Source organism: Streptomyces sp. NPDC002328 (genome assembly GCF_042890065.1).
Classification (GTDB): Bacteria; Actinomycetota; Actinomycetes; order Streptomycetales; family Streptomycetaceae; genus Streptomyces.
The window spans coordinates 234241-250710 of sequence record NZ_JBIARQ010000009.1; the positions used below are offsets into that span (position 1 = coordinate 234241).

Below are 16470 nucleotides of genomic sequence, written 5' to 3' on the forward strand. Positions count from 1 at the left end.
TGCCGTCCTGCGGCACGTCTGCGCGCGGCTGAGCGGGAGTGGCTGCCCGCGGTTGATGGGGGCGCTGGGCCTTCGGCCTCGCCCCGGCGGGGGTGTCGCCGCGCCCACCCGTGCCGTCCTGCGGCACGACTGCCCGCGGCTTAGCGGGGGAGTGGCTGCCCTCGTCCGGGGCGTCCGCCCCTGCGGCTGCTGCCTGCGGCTGACCGGGGCGCTGTGCCGCCGGTATCGGCCCGGCCGGGGTGCTGCCGCGCCCACCCGTGCCGCCCTGCGGCACGACTGCCCGCGGCTTAGCGGGGGAGTGGCTGCCCGCGGTTGATGGGGGCGGGTGGTGGCTGCGCTCGTTCGGGGCGGTGGTCAGGTGGGCGGCGGTGTTGTCGGTCGGCGTAGGCGGTGGATTACCTTGCGGACGGCCGGGGAGCTCTCGTCGTGGCGGTGGGCGCCGACCAGGCGGGTGGTCAGGGGGGTGTCCGCCAAGGGGCGGTAGGCGACTCCGGGGAGGTGGACGCGGCGCAGGGAGTCGGGTACGAGGGCCACGCCGTGGCCGCCGCCGACAAGGGTGAGCGCCGCGATGTAGTCCCGTACCGGAGGGGCGACGTCCGGGGTGAACCCGCCCCGCGCGCCCACGTGGAGGATCTGGTCGCGGCAGCCGTACTCCTCGTCGAAGTACGGGGCCACGAACCGCTCTTCGCGCAGCGCGGCGGCCGGGACCTCCTCGAGGGCGGCCTGCGGGGAGCCCTCGCGGACGGCGAGCACGACGTCCTCCGTGAGCAGCGGCGTCGCCGTGATCCCCGGCGGGTACGACGGCCGCCAGCGCAGGAAGCCGACGTCCACGTCCCCCGCCGCCAGCGCCTCCAGCTGCGCCGGAGTCTCCAACTCCCGTACGGACACGGTCAGTCCGGCGTCCGGGGTGGAGCAGCTCGCCAGGATGCCGGTCACCGCGCCGCAGAAGGCGGCCGACGCCACGTACGCGATCTCGGCGTGCCCCAGCTCCCCGCGCCCCGCCCGCCGGCCCACCGCCTCGGCGCGGGACACCTGGGCGAGCGTGCGCTCGGCCTCGGCGAGGAACAGCCGCCCGGCCCCGGTGAGGGAGGGACGCGCGCGCCGCCCCCGGTCGATCAGCCGCGCCCCGAGATGCGACTCCAGAGCCCTGATCTGGGCGCTGAGCGCGGAGGGCGCCAGATGCAGGCGGTCAGCCGCCCGCGCGAAGTGCAACTCCTCGGCGACGACGACGAACGAGGACAGCCAGCGCAGTTCCATGACTCTTGCTCCCTGCCCCTCCACGACCCCTGTGCTAACGATAGCACCGCTGAGCGTCGCCCCGCCGCCGCTGAACGGGTCCGCTCGCACCCCCCGTCGTAAGCTGGAGCAAGGCCGATGAAACGCGATGGCCGAGCGGCCGTCCGCGCCGGCGCCAGGCCCTGGCGTCCCGGCCGCGGCAGGGCGACACGATGACGACGGACGACGCACCCCTCACCCTCTCGGAACCCTCCGCGGCGGCCAGGCTGGCCCTCCTGGAGGCGCAGAGCGACGACCTCTCGCCGTACGAGGCGCTGACCCTGGCCCTCCAGCAGGCGACCGCCGGCACCGGCGCGCTCGGCGGGTTCGTCCATCTGCGCGGCGACGCCGACGCCGGACTGCGCCTGGTGGTGGCCGGCGGCCTCCCGGAACGGGTGACGGAGGAATGGGCGCACCTGCCGGCCGACCGCGACACCACCCCCGTACGGGCCCTGCGCGACGGCTCCCTGCACTGGAACGCGGAGCGCGGCGCGCGCAGCGGCTGCCAGGGGATGGTCTCGGTGCCGCTGCCCGGCGCGCACGGCCGGCTCGGCGTCCTCACCCTGCTGCTGTGGCAGGCCAAGGCGCCCGACGCCCACCAGCGGTCGTTCCTGACGGCCGTCGCGCGCTGGATGGCGCGGCGGCTCGGGCAGCGGCCGTACGCGGTGCTCGGCGGCGCGCTGCGGGCCGCCCGCATGATGGAGCTGACGTCCGCCCTCGCCGAGGCCGTCACCGCACGGGACGTCGTCGACGCCGTCGCCCGCCATGTGCTGGGCCCCTTCGGCGCCGACGGACTCGTCATCCAGGCGACCGAGCGCGGACGCATGCACGTCGTCGGATCGGTCGGCTACAGCCGGGACTTCCTCGACCGCCACCTCGAAGGCATCCCGACCGACTCCAACGTCCTGGTCGCCGAGGTGCTGCGGCGCCGCCGCCCGGTGCTGGTCGAGAGCACCCAGGAGTTCGTGCGCCGCTACCCCGACCTGCGCGGACTCGCCCACCCCGACAAGAACGCGTGGGCGTTCCTGCCGCTCGTCGCGTCGGGCCGGGAGATCGGCTGCTGCGTCGTCTCCTTCGCCCTGCCGCGCACCTTCAGCGACGAGGAGCGCACCCTGCTGACCGCGCTCGGCGGACTCGTCGGCCAGGCGCTGGAGCGGGCCCGGCTGTACGACGCCGAGCACGACCGCGCGCAGTCCCTGCAACGCGCGCTGCTGCCCAGGGCGCTGCCCTCCCTGCCGGCCGCGACCGCCGCCGCCCGCTACCTCCCGGCGAGCGAGGGCGCCGCGGTGGGCGGCGACTGGTACGACCTCATCGCGCTGTCCGCCGACCGGGTCGCCATGGTCGTCGGCGACGTGATGGGCCACGGCATCGCCGAGGCCGCCACCATGGGGCGGCTGCGCACCGCCGTCCACACCCTCGCCGACCTCGAGATCCCCCCGGACGAGGTCCTCGCGCACCTCAACGACCTGGTCGAGGACCTCGGCGAGGACAGCTACGCCACCTGCCTGTACGCGGTGTTCGACCCCGTCGGCCGGGTCTGCGCCTTCTGCCGGGCCGGGCATCCGCCGCCCGTCGTCGTCCACCCCGACGGCACGGTCCACCACCCCGAGCCGGTCGCGAACCCGCCGCTCGGGGCCGCCCGGCCGCCGTTCGACATCGGCGAGGTGCGCCTGCCGGAGGAGTGCGTGCTCGTCTTCTTCACCGACGGCCTGGTCCGCTCCGCGAGCGGCGACCGCGACGACGGCGTCGACCGGCTGGCGCACGCCGTGCGCGACGCCGTGGCGCGCACCGACTACTTCGCGCCCGGCCACGCCGAGGCGGACGCCGGCGCGCGTCTCGACGAGCTGTGCGGCCTCGTCACCGAGACGCTGACCGGCGACCGGCCCCAGGCCGTCGACGACGCCGCCCTGTTCCTCGTCCACACCCGGGGCACCGCCCCCGCCGACGTCGCCTCGTGGCCGCTCCCCGCCGACCCGAAGGCCGCCGCTGAGGCCCGGGGGCACGTCCGGCGGCAGCTCGCGCACTGGGGGCTCGACGAACTGGAGGCCACCGCCGAGATGGTGGTGAGCGAGCTGGTCGGCAACGCGATCCGGCACGCGAAGGGCCCCGTGAGCCTGCGGCTGCTGCGCAGCCGTTCGCTCATCTGCGAGGTGTACGACGGCAGCCTCACCACCCCGCGCATCCGCCGCGCCGGGCAGACCGACGAGAGCGGACGCGGCCTGTACCTGGTCTCGGCCCTCTCCCGCCGCTGGGGCGCCCGCTACATGGACGACGGCAAGTGCATCTGGGCCGAGCAGGACCTCACGGACGAGGGCGCTGCCCGGCTCTGACGGGCTGATGCGCCGACGGGCTGATGCGCTGACGGGTCGCAAAGGGCCGCGGGCGTCAGGCGGCGGGCGTGATGTGGCTGAGCACGCACACCCAGCGGCCGTCCCGCCGGACGAACACGTCGGTCGTCCATTCGTCCGCGTCATGGCGTTCGCCCCGGTAGTGGGCCGTGTTCGTCATCCGCGCGGTGAGGACGGCCGTGTCGCCGTGGAACCGGACCCGGGGCGCGGTCACCAGCTCCATCGCCGAGTGGCTCAGCTCCCCGGAGGCGACGAGCGCGACGAACCGCTCCTTCGAGGTCACGCCCGACCCGGAGACGATGACCCACTCGTCGGCCATGAACCCGGCGATCCGCACGGGATCGTCGGCGACGATCGCGGCGGCCCACTCCCGCGCGACCCGCACGAGAGCGGCCACGGCCGCCTCGTCGGGGCGTTCCGCGGCGGAACCTTCCCCGGTGCGGCTTTCATCCATGTCTCGACCGTAATCGCCGCCTACGGCGGCGGCGAGCCGCCCGCCGTGCCCCCGCGGTGATACTGACGCGATGTCCTCGACCTCGCAGCCGCGCCCCCCGCACCCGATAACCGCCGACGCGCCGGACGTCATCGCCCGGCCGCTGCTCACGCAGTCCTGGCTCGACCTCACCCTCCTGCACTGGGCGGCCGATCCGGCGGACGTGGCCCCGCTGCTGCCGCCGGGGACCGTGCCCGACACCCTGGACGGCGTCACCTACGTCGGGCTGGTCGCGTTCCGGATGCATCGCGTCGGCTGGCTGGGCCTGCCCGGCGTGCCGTATCTCGGGAACTTCCCCGAGACCAACGTCCGGCTCTACTCCGTGGACGCCCACGGGCGGCGCGGGGTGGTGTTCCTGTCCCTGGACGCCTCCCGGCTGGTGCCCGTCGCCGTCGGCAGGATCGGCTTCCGGATGCCGTACCTGTGGTCCCGGATGACCGTCGACACCGACGGCGACACCGTGACGTACACCAGCTCCCGGCGCTGGCCCAAACCGCGCGGCGCGCGCAGCCGCATCACCGTGCGGGTCGGCGAACTCATCGACGAGCCGGACGAGTCGGAGCACTTCCTGACCGCCCGCTGGGGCATGCACGGCGCGTTCTTCGGACGGCCGACCTATCTGCGCAACGCCCACCCCAGGTGGACCCTGCACCGGGCCTCGCTGGTCGGCTGCGAGGAGGACCTGGTGGCGGCGGCGGGCCTGCCCGCGCCCGTCGGGGAGCCGGTGAGCGTCCTGTACTCGCCGGGCGTCCCGGCCCGCTTCGGACGCGCCGACCGCCCGGCCGGCATCCCGACCCCCTGAGGGCCCCCCGCCGCGGACGGCCGGCGTTGATCGATCAACTGCCCCCGCTCACACACCTCTTGACGTGGAGTGCGCCAGTGGTGATCCTCATCGCAATATCTGTGCCGGTCATGACAACCCAAGGACGTGAGCAGTGACCAAGGCTCGACGCCCCCACCGCGGACGCAAAGACGTCACCGTCGTGTCGCTGCTCCTCCTGGTGCTCGCCACGGTGCTCGGCCCCACGCCGAGCTCGGCGGCCGGGGCCGACTGGTGGACGCCCACCGCACGACCCGCCCCCGACTCCCAGATCAACGTCACCGGTGAGCCCTTCACCGGCACCGACGCCCAGGGCGAGGTGCGCGGGTTCGTCGACGCGCACAACCACCTCATGTCCAACGAGGCGTTCGGCGGACGCCTCATCTGCGGCAAGACCTTCTCCGCCGCGGGCGTCGCCGACGCGCTCAAGGACTGTCCCGAGCACTACCCGGACGGCACCCTCGCGATCTTCGACTACATCACCCACGGCGGGGACGGCAAGCACGACCCGGCCGGCTGGCCCACCTTCAAGGACTGGCCCGCCTACGACTCGATGACCCACCAGGCCAACTACTACGCCTGGGTCGAGCGCGCCTGGCGCGGCGGTCAGCGCGTCCTCGTCAACGACCTCGTCACCAACGGCATGATCTGCTCGGTCTACTTCTTCAAGGACCGAAGCTGCGACGAGATGACCTCCATCCGGCTCCAGGCCAAACTGACCTACGACCTCCAGGCCTTCATCGACAAGATGTACGGCGGCACGGGCAAGGGCTGGTTCCGCGTCGTCACCGACAGCGCGCAGGCCCGCCAGGTCATCCAGCAGGGCAAGCTGGCCGTCGTCCTCGGCGTGGAGACCTCCGAGCCGTTCGGCTGCAAGCAGATCCTCGACATCGCGCAGTGCAGCAAGGAGGACATCGACAAGGGCCTGGACGAGCTGTACGCGCTCGGCGTGCGCAGCATGTTCCTGTGCCACAAGTTCGACAACGCGCTGTGCGGCGTCCGCTTCGACGAGCACGGCCTCGGCACCGCGATCAACGTCGGCCAGTTCCTGTCGACGGGCACCTTCTGGAAGACCGAGAAGTGCACCGGCCCGCAGAAGGACAACCCCATCGGCGACGTGGCCGCCTCCGAGGCCGCGGCGGACCTCCCGGCCGGCACCGACGCCCCGGAGTACGCCGCCGACGCCCAGTGCAACGTCCGCGGCCTCACCGGCCTCGGCGAATACGCCCTGCGCGGCATGATGAAACGCAAGATGATGGTCGAGATCGACCACATGAGCGTGAAGGCCACCGGCCGTGTGCTCGACATCCTCGAAGCCGACTCCTACCCCGGCGTGATCTCCTCGCACAGCTGGATGGACCTGAACTGGACCGAGCGGGTCTACTCCCTCGGCGGCTTCGTCGCCCAGTACATGCACGGCTCCGAGGGCTTCGCCGCCGAGGCGAAGCGCACCGACGCCCTGCGCGACAAGTACGGCGTCGGCTACGGCTACGGCACCGACTTCAACGGCATCGGCGACCACCCCGCCCCGCGCGGAGCGGACGCCGCCAACCCGGTGACGTACCCCTTCAAGAGCGTCGACGGCGGCTCCGTCATCGACCGGCAGACCACCGGACAGCGCACCTGGGACTACAACACCGACGGCGCCGCCCACGCCGGCCTGATCCCCGACTGGATCGAGGACATCCGGCTCGTCGGCGGCCAGGACGTCGTCAACGACCTCTTCCGGGGCGCCGAGTCCTACCTCGGCACCTGGGGCGGCGCCGAGCAGCACCGGGCCGGCGTCAACCTCGCCAAGGGCGCGGCGGCGACGGCCAGTTCGGCCGAGTCGAACCCCTTCACCAGCTACGCGCCGGGCCGGGCCTTCGACGGCGACGCCGGCACCCGCTGGGCCGGCGACTGGAGCGACGACCAGTGGCTGCGCGTCGACCTCGGCTCCACCCAGCTGGTCAAGCGCGTCACTCTCGAATGGGAACGCGCCTACGCCAAGGCGTACCGGATCGACCTCTCCGCCGACGGCGTGACCTGGCAGACCGCCTGGTCGACCACGGCCGGGGACGGCGGCCTGGACACGGCCCGCTTCACCGGCACACCGGCCCGCTACGTCCGCGTCCAGGGCGTCGACCGGGGCACCGACTGGGGGTACTCGCTCTACGAGGTCGGCGTCTACAGCGGCTGACCGGCGGCGAGGAGTCGGTCAGCCGTCGGACGGCCGAGAAACGGGTCAGCCGTCGGACGGCGTCGGTCGGGCGGTGTGCGCCGCCGCCAGGGCGTCGAGCTCCTCCGGGCTGCGAGGTCCCGGCTCGGAGGCGGTCAACAACCCCTGCGCGCGCAGGAGTTCGGCCGCCGCGACGCCCCACGGGAGCCGCAGGCCCGCCTGACGCAGGAGGTCGGTGCGGGCCAGGGTCGTGGCGGCGGGGCCGGTGTGCGCGCCGGAAGGGGTGAGCAGGGCCGCGTCGTCGGCCCAGCGCAGGGCGAGGTCGACGTCGTGCGTCGCCATCACCACCGTCGTCCCCGACGCGCGCAGGGCGTCCAGCGTGGCGAGGAGCCGCTCCTGACCGTCGGGGTCGAGCCCGGCGGTCGGCTCGTCCAGGATCAGCACCCGGGGCCGCATCGCCACGGCCCCCGCGATCGCCGTCCGCTTGCGCTGCCCGTAGGAGAGCAGATGGGTGGGCCGGTCGGCGAGCGCGGCGATGTCCAGGGCGGTCAGCGCCTCGTCGACCCGGGCCCGCACCTCCCCGTCGGACAGGCCGAGGTTCAGCGGCCCGAACGACACGTCCTGGGCGACCGACGCGGCGAACAATTGGTCGTCCGGGTCCTGCACCACCAGCTGGACGGTGGTCCGCAGCCGGGTCAGCCCCTTGCGGTCGTACCCGACCCGCTGCCCCTCGACCCTCAACTCCCCGTCCCGGGGCCGCAGTCCGCCGCTGAGCAGCCGCATCAACGTCGTCTTGCCGCTGCCGTTGCGGCCCAGGAGGGCGAGCGCGCGCCCCTCGCGGACCTCGAAGTCGAGACCGTCGAGCACGGTCGGACCGTCCTCGTACGCGAAGGAGGCGCCCCACAGCGCGACCAGCTCACTCAAGACAGGGGCCTTTCCAGGACGAAGGTCAGGGCGGCCACGGCGGCGAGGAGCACGAGGCAGGCCGCCACGAAACGGACGGAGACGCGGGCCTCGGGCACCAGCACGCGCAGGGTGCCGTCGTAGCCGCGGCCGGCCAGCCCGGCCTGGAGCCGCGCCGCCCGGTCGAAGGCCCGCACGAACGCGGTCGCCCCGAGGCCGGCGAGCGAACGCCACTCCGCCGCCCGGCTGCCGTGCCCGAGCCGGGCCGCCTGCGCCTCCCGGATCCGGCGCACCGAGTCGAGCAGCAGGAAACTCATGCGGTACGTCACCAGCGCCACGTCGACGACCGGCGCGGGCACGCCGGCCCGCACCAGACGCGGCAGCAGATCGGACATCGGGGTGGTGAACGCGAACAGCAGGACGCCGAGGGAGGCCGCCGAGGTGCGCAGCATCAACTCCCCCGCGCGGACCGGCCCGTCGGGGGCCCAGCCCACGAAGGCGCTGGGCCCGCCCACCTGGACGAGCAGGGTGACCGCGCCGGTCGCGCAGAACCCCAGCGGCACCCGGTAGGCGCGCCACAGCCGGCGCGCCGGGACGCCCGCCGGGCCCAGCAGCACCACCAGCGCCGTCACCAGCACCAGGGCGGCGCCCGGCCACGGCGGCAGCGAGATGGCCAGCACGGTCAGACCCAGGCCGAGCACGGCCTTGTCCACCGGGTGGCGGCGGCGCCAGCGACTGCTGTGCGCCGCCGCGTCGATCGGCAGCACGAGATGCTCAGGCCTGTTCGGAGGCGGGCTTCGCCGGGGCGCTCGCGGAGCCCGTGCCGTTCGGCGCGTCCGCCGCGCCCGGTGCGTCCGCCTGCGCCAGGACCCGCTGCTCGCCCTGCCGCCTGCCGCGGTGCACACCGAAGTAGTACGCGAGGACGCCCGCGCCCAGCGCGGCCTGGACCGCGAAGAGCGCCGACTCGACCTCGCCGGAGGGCGGCTCGTAGAGAGGGGAGAACCAGGGCTCGTAGTCGGGCTCGATCTCGGTGATCGCGGTCTCCGCCTCGGCGTCCGCGCCGGCGAAGGGCTCCTCCTTGTGGTCGCCGAGACCGAGGGCCAGCGGCAGCACGGCCAGCGCGACGACGACGAGGAGCAGCAGCGCGTTGATCTTGGTGTTGCGGTTCATCGGGCCACCGCCTCGGTGTCGGCCGCGGTGCCGGCCTCGGTCTTCTTGCCGGTCAGCAGCACGCCGAGGCGCGTCAGCTCGCCCTTGCTGGACTGCACCAGCAGACGCATCACGAGCACGGTGAGCAGCCCCTCGCTGACGGCCAGGGGGATCTGGGTGACGGCGAAGATGGAGCCGAACTTGCCCAGCGCGCCCACGAACCCGCTCCCCGGGTCGGGGAAGGCCAGGGCCAGCTGGACGCTGGTGGTGCAGTAGGTGGACAGGTCGGCGACGAACGCGCCGAAGAACACCGCGACCATCAGCGGAACGTCGAAGCGCCGCAGCAGCCGGTACACGCCGTAGCCGGCCCAGGGGCCGACGATCGCCATCGAGAAGACGTTGGCGCCGAGCGTGGTCAGACCGCCGTGGGCGAGCAGCAGCGCCTGGAAGAGCAGGGTGATCGTGCCCAGCACCGCCATGATCGGCGGCCGGAACAGGATGGCGCCCAGCCCCGTGCCGGTGGGGTGGGAGCAGCTCCCGGTGACGGACGGGATCTTCAGGGCGGACAGGACGAAGGTGAAGGCTCCGGAGGCGCCCAGGAGCAGAGTGCTCTCGGGGTGCTCCCGTACTTCACGGTTGAGCGAGCGGACACCGTGGACGACGAACGGCGCCGACGCGACACCCCAGGCGACCGCGTGCGCCGGAGGAAGGAAACCCTCGGCTATGTGCATGGCTTGGCAGACCCTCTCCAGCACCTCGTGGATGGTTGACGCGCCCTGGCCGGTCTCCTGGCTCACGGGTACCACCGCTCTTGCTCCGCCTTCCCGGGTCCGGGGACCCAGTGGCTGCCCGCGAGGGCGTGGAGCAGAACTTCCCGTTCACAGTGGCGAGGGCCGCACCGGCATCACACCGGATTTCCCGAGCACCAAGGCGTGGTGACAGTAATGCCCGGATAAAGGCGCTGGCAAGCGGCGACGAGGGGGCGTGTGCGAGCGCCGGTCCGGCGGTGAGGCGTCGACGGGCGCGGGTGACATGCCCGCGCGGAGGTTCCTCCGCCGCGCCGGGGTTACTCCGCTGTCCTGGGGTTACTCCGGTGCTATGGCACGGACATCCAAATCCGATCACCGTAGCGACGGCTCGACCGCGTCCGACCGGCAGGGGGCGCCGGGCCCGGACGAGCGGGTGGAGCGGCAGGCCCCCGACGAGCCCACCCAGCTGCCCAAGCGGTCCTGGGGAGCGGTGCTGAAGGGCACGGTCAAGGAGTTCAAGGACGACGAGCTCACCGACCGTGCCGCGGCCCTCACGTACTACGGCATCCTGTCGCTGTTCCCCGCCCTGCTGGTCCTGGTGTCCCTGCTGGGCGTCGCCGGCAAGTCGGCGACCGACGAGGTCCTGGCGAACGTCAGGAAACTCGCCCCGGGCTCGGCCCGGGACATCATCAGCGACGCGGTGACGCAGCTCCAGGGCCGCGGCGGGGTCGGCTCGATCATGGCGCTCGTCGGCATCGTCCTCGCCGTGTGGTCGGCGTCCGGCTATGTCGCCGCGTTCATCCGCAGCGCGAACGCCGTGTACGACATGCCGGAGGGCCGTCCGGTGTGGAAGGTGCTGCCGGTGCGCGTCGGCGTTACGGTGGTGCTGCTGGTGCTGGCGGTGATCAGCGCGCTGATCGTCGTCTTCACCGGCGATCTGGCCCGCCGGGCGGGCGACACGCTGGGCATCGGGGACACGGCCCTGACGGTGTGGTCGATCGCCAAGTGGCCCGTCCTCGTCGTCCTGGTCACCGTCATGATCGCGCTGCTGTACTGGGCGACCCCGAACGTCAAGGGCCGCGGCTTCAAGTGGATCACCCCGGGCAGTGTGCTCGCCCTGCTGATCTGGCTGATCGCCTCCGCCGGCTTCGCGTTCTACGTGGCCAACTTCTCCTCCTACAACAAGACCTACGGCACGCTCGCCGGTGTGATCGTGTTCCTGGTGTGGCTGTGGATCAGCAACATCGCCATTCTGCTCGGCCTGGAGTTCGACGCGGAGCTGCTGCGCCAGCGCGCCGTCGCCGGCGGACTGCCCGAGGGCGAGGAACCGTACGTCCCGCCTCGCGACACGCGCGCGTGGAGCGAGGAGGATCAGCGCCGGATGGAATGAGCAGGGCGGGGCGGGGCGGGGCGGGCGTCGGCGCGGTCCGCGCGCGGCGGCCCGGGTGACGCTCGGTGATCCTTTCCCTGACGTGGTGATCGTCGCGCTGACGTAGAGTCGGCTTCCGGGGAGGAACACCGGAGGGGGACGACGTTGCCGCTTGAGTCCGTGCCGCTGGGGTCCGTGCGGTTCGCGGTCCTGGGGCCCGTGCGGGTGTGGCGGGGGGAGACGGAACTTGATCCCGGAGGGCCGCAGGAGCGCGCCTTCCTGGCGTTGCTGCTGGTCAGGGCGGGAGAGCCGGTCGGCCTCGACGAGATCGTCGACGCGCTGTGGGGGACGAGCCCGCCGCGGAGCGCGGTGAACGTGATCCGGCGGCACGCGGGTTCGCTGCGGCGGCTGCTGGAGCCGGGGCTCGCCGTGCGCGCCGAGGGGCGCTGGCTGGTGCGGGCGGCGGGGGGCTATCGACTGGTGACCGACGGTGACGTCGGCGAGGGCGGCCTTGGGGTTGGCGGCGACGGCGGTGATGGCGGAGGCGGTGCTGACGGTGACGGTGGCTGCCTCGATCTGCTGAGGTTCCGCGCGCTGTGCGAGGCGGGCCGCCGGGCGGCGGGGGAGTCGCCCGCGCGGGCGGTCCGGCGGTTCGTCGAGGCGCTGGCGCTGTGGCGCGGGCCGGCCGCCGCCGGCATCCCCGAGCAGGCCCGTGAGCACCCGGCGTTCGGCGCGGTCGACCGTGAACGGCTGACGGCCGCGCGGGCCGCCGCCGACGCGGCGCTGCGCGCGGGCACGCCGGACGCGGTGCTGCCCGAACTGCGGCGGACCGCGACCGCGCACCCGCTGGACGAACCGGTCCAGACCGCGCTGATCCACACCCTGACCGCGGCCGGCCGCCGCCCGGAGGCGCTGAACACGTACGACGCCGTACGACTGCGTCTCTCCGAGGAACTGGGCATCGACCCGGGCCCGGAACTGCGGGAAGCGGGAGAAGCGGCGTCGAACGGCGCGCTCGGAGGTGCCGCCCCTGTTCCTGTCGCTGCCCCTGCCCCTGCCACTGTCTCCACCTCCGGCACCGGCACCGCCCCCGACCACGGCACCGCCGCCGCGCCCGCGGCCGTCGCCGGGATGCCCGTCCCCGCTCAACTTCCCCTCGACATCCCCGTGTTCAGCGGACGGCGGAGCGAGGTGGAGCGGGTGCTCGCGTTGTCCGGCGGGGCCGTGGCGGCGGGGCGGACCGTCGTGATCAGCGCCATCGGCGGCATGGCCGGCGTCGGCAAGACCACGCTCGCCGTGCACTGGGCGCACCGGGTCGCCGACCGCTTCCCCGACGGGCAGCTGTACGTGAACCTGCGCGGCTTCGATCCGTCCGGCGCGGTCATGGAGGCCGGGGAGGCCGTCCGGGGGTTCCTCGGCGCGCTCGGGGTGCCGCCCGAGCGGGTGCCGCACGGCGAGGACGCGCAGGCCGCGCTCTACCGCAGCGTGCTCGCCGGACGCCGGGTGCTTGTCGTCCTGGACAACGCCCGCGACAGCGACCACGTCCGCCCGCTGCTGCCCGGCTCGCCGGGCTGCCTCACCATCGTCACCAGCCGCGACGAGCTCTCCGGGCTGGTCGCCGGCCACGGCGCCCACGCGCTGAGCCTGCGCCCCTTCGACGCCGGCCAGGCACGGGCGTTCCTCGTCCGCCGTCTGGGCGCCGAGCGCGTCGAGGCCGAGCCGGGGGCCGCCGACGAGATCGGCGAGCTGTGCGCCGGGCTGCCGCTCGCCCTCGCCTGTGTGGCCGCCCGCGCCGCCGCCCACCCCCACTTCCCGCTCGCCGCCGTCGCCGCCGAACTGCGCGAGGCGCACGGCAGCCTCGACGCCTTCGCCCGCTCCGACGCCTCCGTCGACGTCGGCACCGTGTTCTCCTGGTCCACCCAGGCCGTGTCGCCCGCCGCCGAACGGCTCTTCCGGCTGCTCGCCCTGCACCCCGGACCCGACTTCTCCCTGCCGGCCGCCGCCGCCCTGGCCTGCCTCCCGCCCCGCCGAGTACGGCCACTGCTGGGCGAGTTGACCGGCCTGCACCTCATCTCCGAACACAGCCCCGCCCGTTACGCCTTCCACGACCTGCTCCGCGCCCACGCCGCCGAACTCGTCCGCGAACACCACACCGAGGCCGAGCGGCAGGCGGCCCTGCACCGGCTGCACCACCACTACCTGCACACCGCGCACACCGCGGACCGGCTCCTCGCCCCCACCGCCGACCCGCTGCCCCCGCCGCCCGCGCCCGAGGGCGTGCACCTCGAACCGCTCGCCGACGACGACCGGGCCCTGGCCTGGCTCACCGCTGAGCACGCCGTGCTGCTCGCCGTCGTCGAGACGGCCGCCGCCTCCGGGCAGGAACGTATCGCCTGCCAACTCGCCTGGTCCCTGGAGCCGTTCTTCGACCGGCGCGGACACTGGCACGACGGGCTCGCCGTGCAGCGCACCGCGCTCGCCGCCGCCCGCCGGCTCGCCGACCCCGCCCTGGAGGCCCGCGGCCTGCGTGGACTGGGCCGCGCGGAAGGCCGCCTCGGCCTGCACGCCGATGCCGTCCCCCGGCTGGAACGCGCCCTGGAGCTGTTCGCGCGGCTCGGCGACGACACCGGCCGCGCCCACACCCACCGCAGCCTCGGCTACGAGCGGGAGCAACTCGACGACCTGCCCGGCGCCCTGCGCCACAACCGGCTCGCCCTGGAGCTGTTCCGCGCCCTCGGCGACCGCGCCGCGCAGGCCAGCGTCCTGAACTCCGTCGGCTGGTACCACGCCCTGCTCGGCGAGCACGAGCAGGCGCTCGCCCACTGCTTCGAGGCCCTGCCCATGCTCCAGGCCCTCGGCGACCGCTTCGGCCAGGCCGCCACCTGGGACAGCATCGCCTACGTCCACCAGCACCAAGGCCGCCATCCGCACGCCCTGCTCGGCTACCGCAACGCCCTCGCCCTCCTGCGCGACCTCGGCGCGCCCTACATCGAGGCCGACATCCTCGTCCGCGTCGGCGACACCCACCGGGCGACGGGCGACCTCGACGGCGCCCGGACCGCCTGGGAACAGGCCCTCGCCCTGCTCAGGGAACTGGACCACCCCGACGCCGAGGGCGTCGAGGCCCGCCTCGCCGGACGGGACGGTCACGCCGGTGCCGGCTGACGTCCTCCGCGCGCCGACCCCCTGCACGCCGCGCCCCGGAGACGGAGACGGAGATGGGTGAGCCGCTGCGGTTCGAAGTGCTGGGCCCGGTAAGGGTGATGAGGGCGGGCGACGAACTCGACCTCGGCTTCCCCCAGCAACGCGCCCTGCTCGCCCTCCTCCTGACCCACACGGGCCGGACCGTCCAGACCGGCGAGATCCTCGACGTGCTCTGGGCGGAACGTCCCCCCGCCACCGCCCGCGCCGTGGTGCGCCGTTACGTCGGCGCGCTACGGCGGTTGCTGGAACCGGAGTTGCCGCCCCGCGCCCCTGGCCGACGGCTGCTGCGCCGGCCCGGCGGCTATCTGCTGGAGGCGCACGGCGACGAGGTCGACCTGCTGCGCTTCCGCGAACTGACCCGGCAGGGCAAGCGGGCCGCGGCAACCGGACGGGCACAGACGGCGGCCGGACGCTTCACCGAGGCGCTGGCCGAGTGGCGCGGCCCGGTCGTCGCCATGGGCATCCCCCAAGCAGCGCGCGAGCACGTGCAGTTCACGGCCGTCGAACGCGAACTCCGCGACACGGCCTCGCTGGCGGCCGACGCGGCCCTGCGGTGCGACCGGGCCGAACTGGTCCTGCCCGCCCTGCGCCGCGCCACCGCGCTCGACCCGCTCGACGAGCCGCTGCACGCCCGTCTCGTCCTGTCGCTGGCCGCCTGCGGCCTCCAGGCGGAGGCCCTGAAGGCCTACGACGACGTCCGCCGACGCCTGGCCGCGGACCTCGGCATCACCCCCGGCCCCGAACTCGCCGCCGCCCACACGAGCGTCCTCCGCCAGGAGGTGGGCCGCCTGCGCTCCGGCCCCACGGTGCACCTCGGCCGCGCCGCACCGGTCGTACGGGTCGCGCAGGCGAAGACGCCCCGGGTCCCGCACCCGTCCTTCGCCGGTCGACGGCTCGAACTCGGCTGGCTGGAAGCGCAGTCGGGCGGTGACGAGTCGGCCGTCGTGCTGATCGGGGGGATGGCCGGCGTCGGCAAGAGCGCGCTCGCCGCGCACTGGGCGCACCGGGCCGCCGACCGCTTCCCTGACGGCCGTCTGCACGTCGACCTGCGCGGCTCCGACCCGGAGCGGCCCGCCCTGGACCCCGGGGAGGCGCTGCACGGGCTGCTCACGGCGCTGAGCGTCCCCGAGTCGGGCGTCCCGGACGGGCCGGCCGCCCGCGCCGGCCTGTACCGCACCCTGCTGGCGGGCCGCCGTGCCCTCGTCGTCCTCGACGACGCCCTGAGCACCGAGCAGTTGGGCCCGCTGCTGCCCGGCTCGCCGGGCTGCCTCACCGTCGTCACCAGCCGCAACGCCCTGCCCGGCCTGGTCGCCTCGGGCGCCCGTCCGCTGCGCCTCGATCCGCTGACCGCCGAGGACGCGCGCGCGATGCTGGCCCGTCGGCTCGGCCCCGACCGGGTGGCCGCCGAGCCCGGGGCCGCCGACGAGATCGTCGCCCGGTGCGGGCGGCTGCCCCTCGCGCTGGCCGCCGTCGCGGCGCGGTCCGCGGCCCGGCGGGACGTCACGCTCGCGGAGCTGGTCGCCGAACTCCGCGCACATGAAGGCGACTTGGAGTTCTTCTCGGGAGGCGGGGACGGCGAGGGTGGGGACGACGAAGGCGCGGGGGGCGATGTGCGTGCCGCCCTTCTCGGCTCGTCCCGGATCCTGTCCCCGCAGGCCGCCCTGCTGTTCCGGCTGCTGCCTCGGCACCCCGGCCCGGACCTCACCCCGGCGACCGCCGCCGGCCTCGCCGGAGTGCCGGTGCGCCGGGCCCGGCTCCTCCTCGGCGAACTCGCCGACGCCCACCTCGTCACCGAGCACGCGCCCGCCCGCTACTCCCTGCACCCCCTGGTGCGCGCGCACGCGGCCGAACTCGCCGCCGAACACGGCCCGTCGACGCCGACCTGAGCCGATCTGAGCCGAACGGAAGCCGTCCGCAGGGGCGTTGTCACTTCACCGTCACTCTTTTTGCACAACCTCCGACCTACCGTCCGGGCGACGGGAACGACGATCGCTCAGGAGGC

The 16470-nt window shown here is 74.3% G+C and carries 12 protein-coding genes and 1 riboswitch; of the genes, 6 read left to right on the plus strand and 6 right to left on the minus strand.

The genetic code is table 11. From position 1 onward, the window contains the following. Positions 1 to 354: 354 nt before the first annotated feature. A complete protein-coding gene (locus tag ACFYX4_RS23755; RefSeq protein ID WP_389336689.1) occupies positions 355 to 1257 on the minus strand; it encodes a LysR substrate-binding domain-containing protein in 903 nt (300 codons plus the stop codon). Between the two features lie 191 nt (positions 1258 to 1448). Between ACFYX4_RS23755 and ACFYX4_RS23760 the strand changes: the two genes are divergently transcribed. Next, a complete protein-coding gene (locus ACFYX4_RS23760; RefSeq protein WP_389336692.1) occupies positions 1449 to 3605 on the plus strand; it encodes a SpoIIE family protein phosphatase in 2157 nt (718 codons plus the stop codon). 55 nt (positions 3606 to 3660) lie between these two features. Here ACFYX4_RS23760 and ACFYX4_RS23765 read toward each other — a convergent pair whose 3' ends face one another. Beyond that, positions 3661 to 4077 carry a nuclear transport factor 2 family protein gene (locus tag ACFYX4_RS23765; RefSeq protein ID WP_389336700.1) on the minus strand — a complete coding sequence of 139 codons (417 nt, stop codon included), beginning with the start codon at positions 4075 to 4077 and terminating at the stop codon, positions 3661 to 3663. A 70-nt stretch (positions 4078 to 4147) separates the two neighbouring features. Between ACFYX4_RS23765 and ACFYX4_RS23770 the strand changes: the two genes are divergently transcribed. Next, the gene (locus ACFYX4_RS23770; RefSeq protein ID WP_389336703.1) at positions 4148 to 4918 is read left to right on the plus strand and encodes a YqjF family protein; all 771 of its coding nucleotides are present in this window, start codon (positions 4148 to 4150) and stop codon (positions 4916 to 4918) included. A gap of 133 nt (positions 4919 to 5051) precedes the next feature. After that, the gene (locus tag ACFYX4_RS23775) at positions 5052 to 7115 is read left to right on the plus strand and encodes a discoidin domain-containing protein (RefSeq protein ID WP_389336706.1); all 2064 of its coding nucleotides are present in this window, start codon (positions 5052 to 5054) and stop codon (positions 7113 to 7115) included. Between the two features lie 45 nt (positions 7116 to 7160). Here ACFYX4_RS23775 and ACFYX4_RS23780 read toward each other — a convergent pair whose 3' ends face one another. From ACFYX4_RS23780 to ACFYX4_RS23795, 4 genes are read right to left on the minus strand one after another with little or no spacing between them, the layout of a single operon-like run. Next, positions 7161 to 8018, minus strand: coding sequence for an energy-coupling factor ABC transporter ATP-binding protein (locus ACFYX4_RS23780; protein WP_389336710.1), 858 nt, complete (start codon positions 8016 to 8018; stop codon positions 7161 to 7163). Beyond that, positions 8015 to 8764: a cobalt ECF transporter T component CbiQ gene (gene cbiQ, locus ACFYX4_RS23785; RefSeq protein WP_389336713.1), complete on the minus strand. Its 750-nt coding sequence runs from the start codon at positions 8762 to 8764 to the stop codon at positions 8015 to 8017. The genes ACFYX4_RS23780 and cbiQ overlap by 4 nt, the downstream gene beginning before the upstream one ends. A gap of 7 nt (positions 8765 to 8771) precedes the next feature. After that, positions 8772 to 9167 (minus strand): energy-coupling factor ABC transporter substrate-binding protein, encoded by a 396-nt coding sequence (locus ACFYX4_RS23790; RefSeq protein ID WP_389336716.1) that lies wholly within the window; start codon positions 9165 to 9167, stop codon positions 8772 to 8774. Continuing rightward, positions 9164 to 9877, minus strand: coding sequence for an energy-coupling factor ABC transporter permease (locus ACFYX4_RS23795; RefSeq protein ID WP_389336920.1), 714 nt, complete (start codon positions 9875 to 9877; stop codon positions 9164 to 9166). The genes ACFYX4_RS23790 and ACFYX4_RS23795 overlap by 4 nt, the downstream gene beginning before the upstream one ends. 29 nt (positions 9878 to 9906) lie before the next feature. Beyond that, a riboswitch (cobalamin riboswitch) is annotated at positions 9907 to 10091 on the minus strand. Between the two features lie 153 nt (positions 10092 to 10244). Between ACFYX4_RS23795 and ACFYX4_RS23800 the strand changes: the two genes are divergently transcribed. The 3 genes from ACFYX4_RS23800 (at position 10245) to ACFYX4_RS23810 (ending at position 16354) form a co-directional block, all read left to right on the plus strand. Beyond that, entirely contained in the window at positions 10245 to 11285 is a 1041-nt protein-coding gene (locus ACFYX4_RS23800; protein ID WP_389336719.1) for a YihY/virulence factor BrkB family protein, read from the plus strand. A gap of 144 nt (positions 11286 to 11429) precedes the next feature. Continuing rightward, on the plus strand, positions 11430 to 14429 hold the full coding sequence (locus ACFYX4_RS23805; protein ID WP_389336722.1) for a BTAD domain-containing putative transcriptional regulator: 3000 nt from the start codon (positions 11430 to 11432) through the stop codon (positions 14427 to 14429). A gap of 53 nt (positions 14430 to 14482) precedes the next feature. Beyond that, the gene (locus ACFYX4_RS23810) at positions 14483 to 16354 is read left to right on the plus strand and encodes a BTAD domain-containing putative transcriptional regulator (RefSeq protein ID WP_389336725.1); all 1872 of its coding nucleotides are present in this window, start codon (positions 14483 to 14485) and stop codon (positions 16352 to 16354) included. Positions 16355 to 16470 lie beyond the last annotated feature (116 nt).

What these genes read in the sequence shown, in the direction of transcription:
- ACFYX4_RS23795 (WP_389336920.1), bottom strand. Translation starts at nt 9,877, where the DNA reads ATGCACATAGCCGAGGGTTTCCTTCCTCCGGCGCACGCGGTCGCCTGG.
- ACFYX4_RS23760 (WP_389336692.1), top strand. Translation starts at nt 1,449, where the DNA reads ATGACGACGGACGACGCACCCCTCACCCTCTCGGAACCCTCCGCGGCG.
- ACFYX4_RS23800 (WP_389336719.1), top strand. Translation starts at nt 10,245, where the DNA reads ATGGCACGGACATCCAAATCCGATCACCGTAGCGACGGCTCGACCGCG.
- ACFYX4_RS23755 (WP_389336689.1), bottom strand. Translation starts at nt 1,257, where the DNA reads ATGGAACTGCGCTGGCTGTCCTCGTTCGTCGTCGTCGCCGAGGAGTTG.
- ACFYX4_RS23790 (WP_389336716.1), bottom strand. Translation starts at nt 9,167, where the DNA reads ATGAACCGCAACACCAAGATCAACGCGCTGCTGCTCCTCGTCGTCGTC.
- ACFYX4_RS23765 (WP_389336700.1), bottom strand. Translation starts at nt 4,077, where the DNA reads ATGGATGAAAGCCGCACCGGGGAAGGTTCCGCCGCGGAACGCCCCGAC.
- ACFYX4_RS23810 (WP_389336725.1), top strand. Translation starts at nt 14,483, where the DNA reads ATGGGTGAGCCGCTGCGGTTCGAAGTGCTGGGCCCGGTAAGGGTGATG.
- ACFYX4_RS23770 (WP_389336703.1), top strand. Translation starts at nt 4,148, where the DNA reads ATGTCCTCGACCTCGCAGCCGCGCCCCCCGCACCCGATAACCGCCGAC.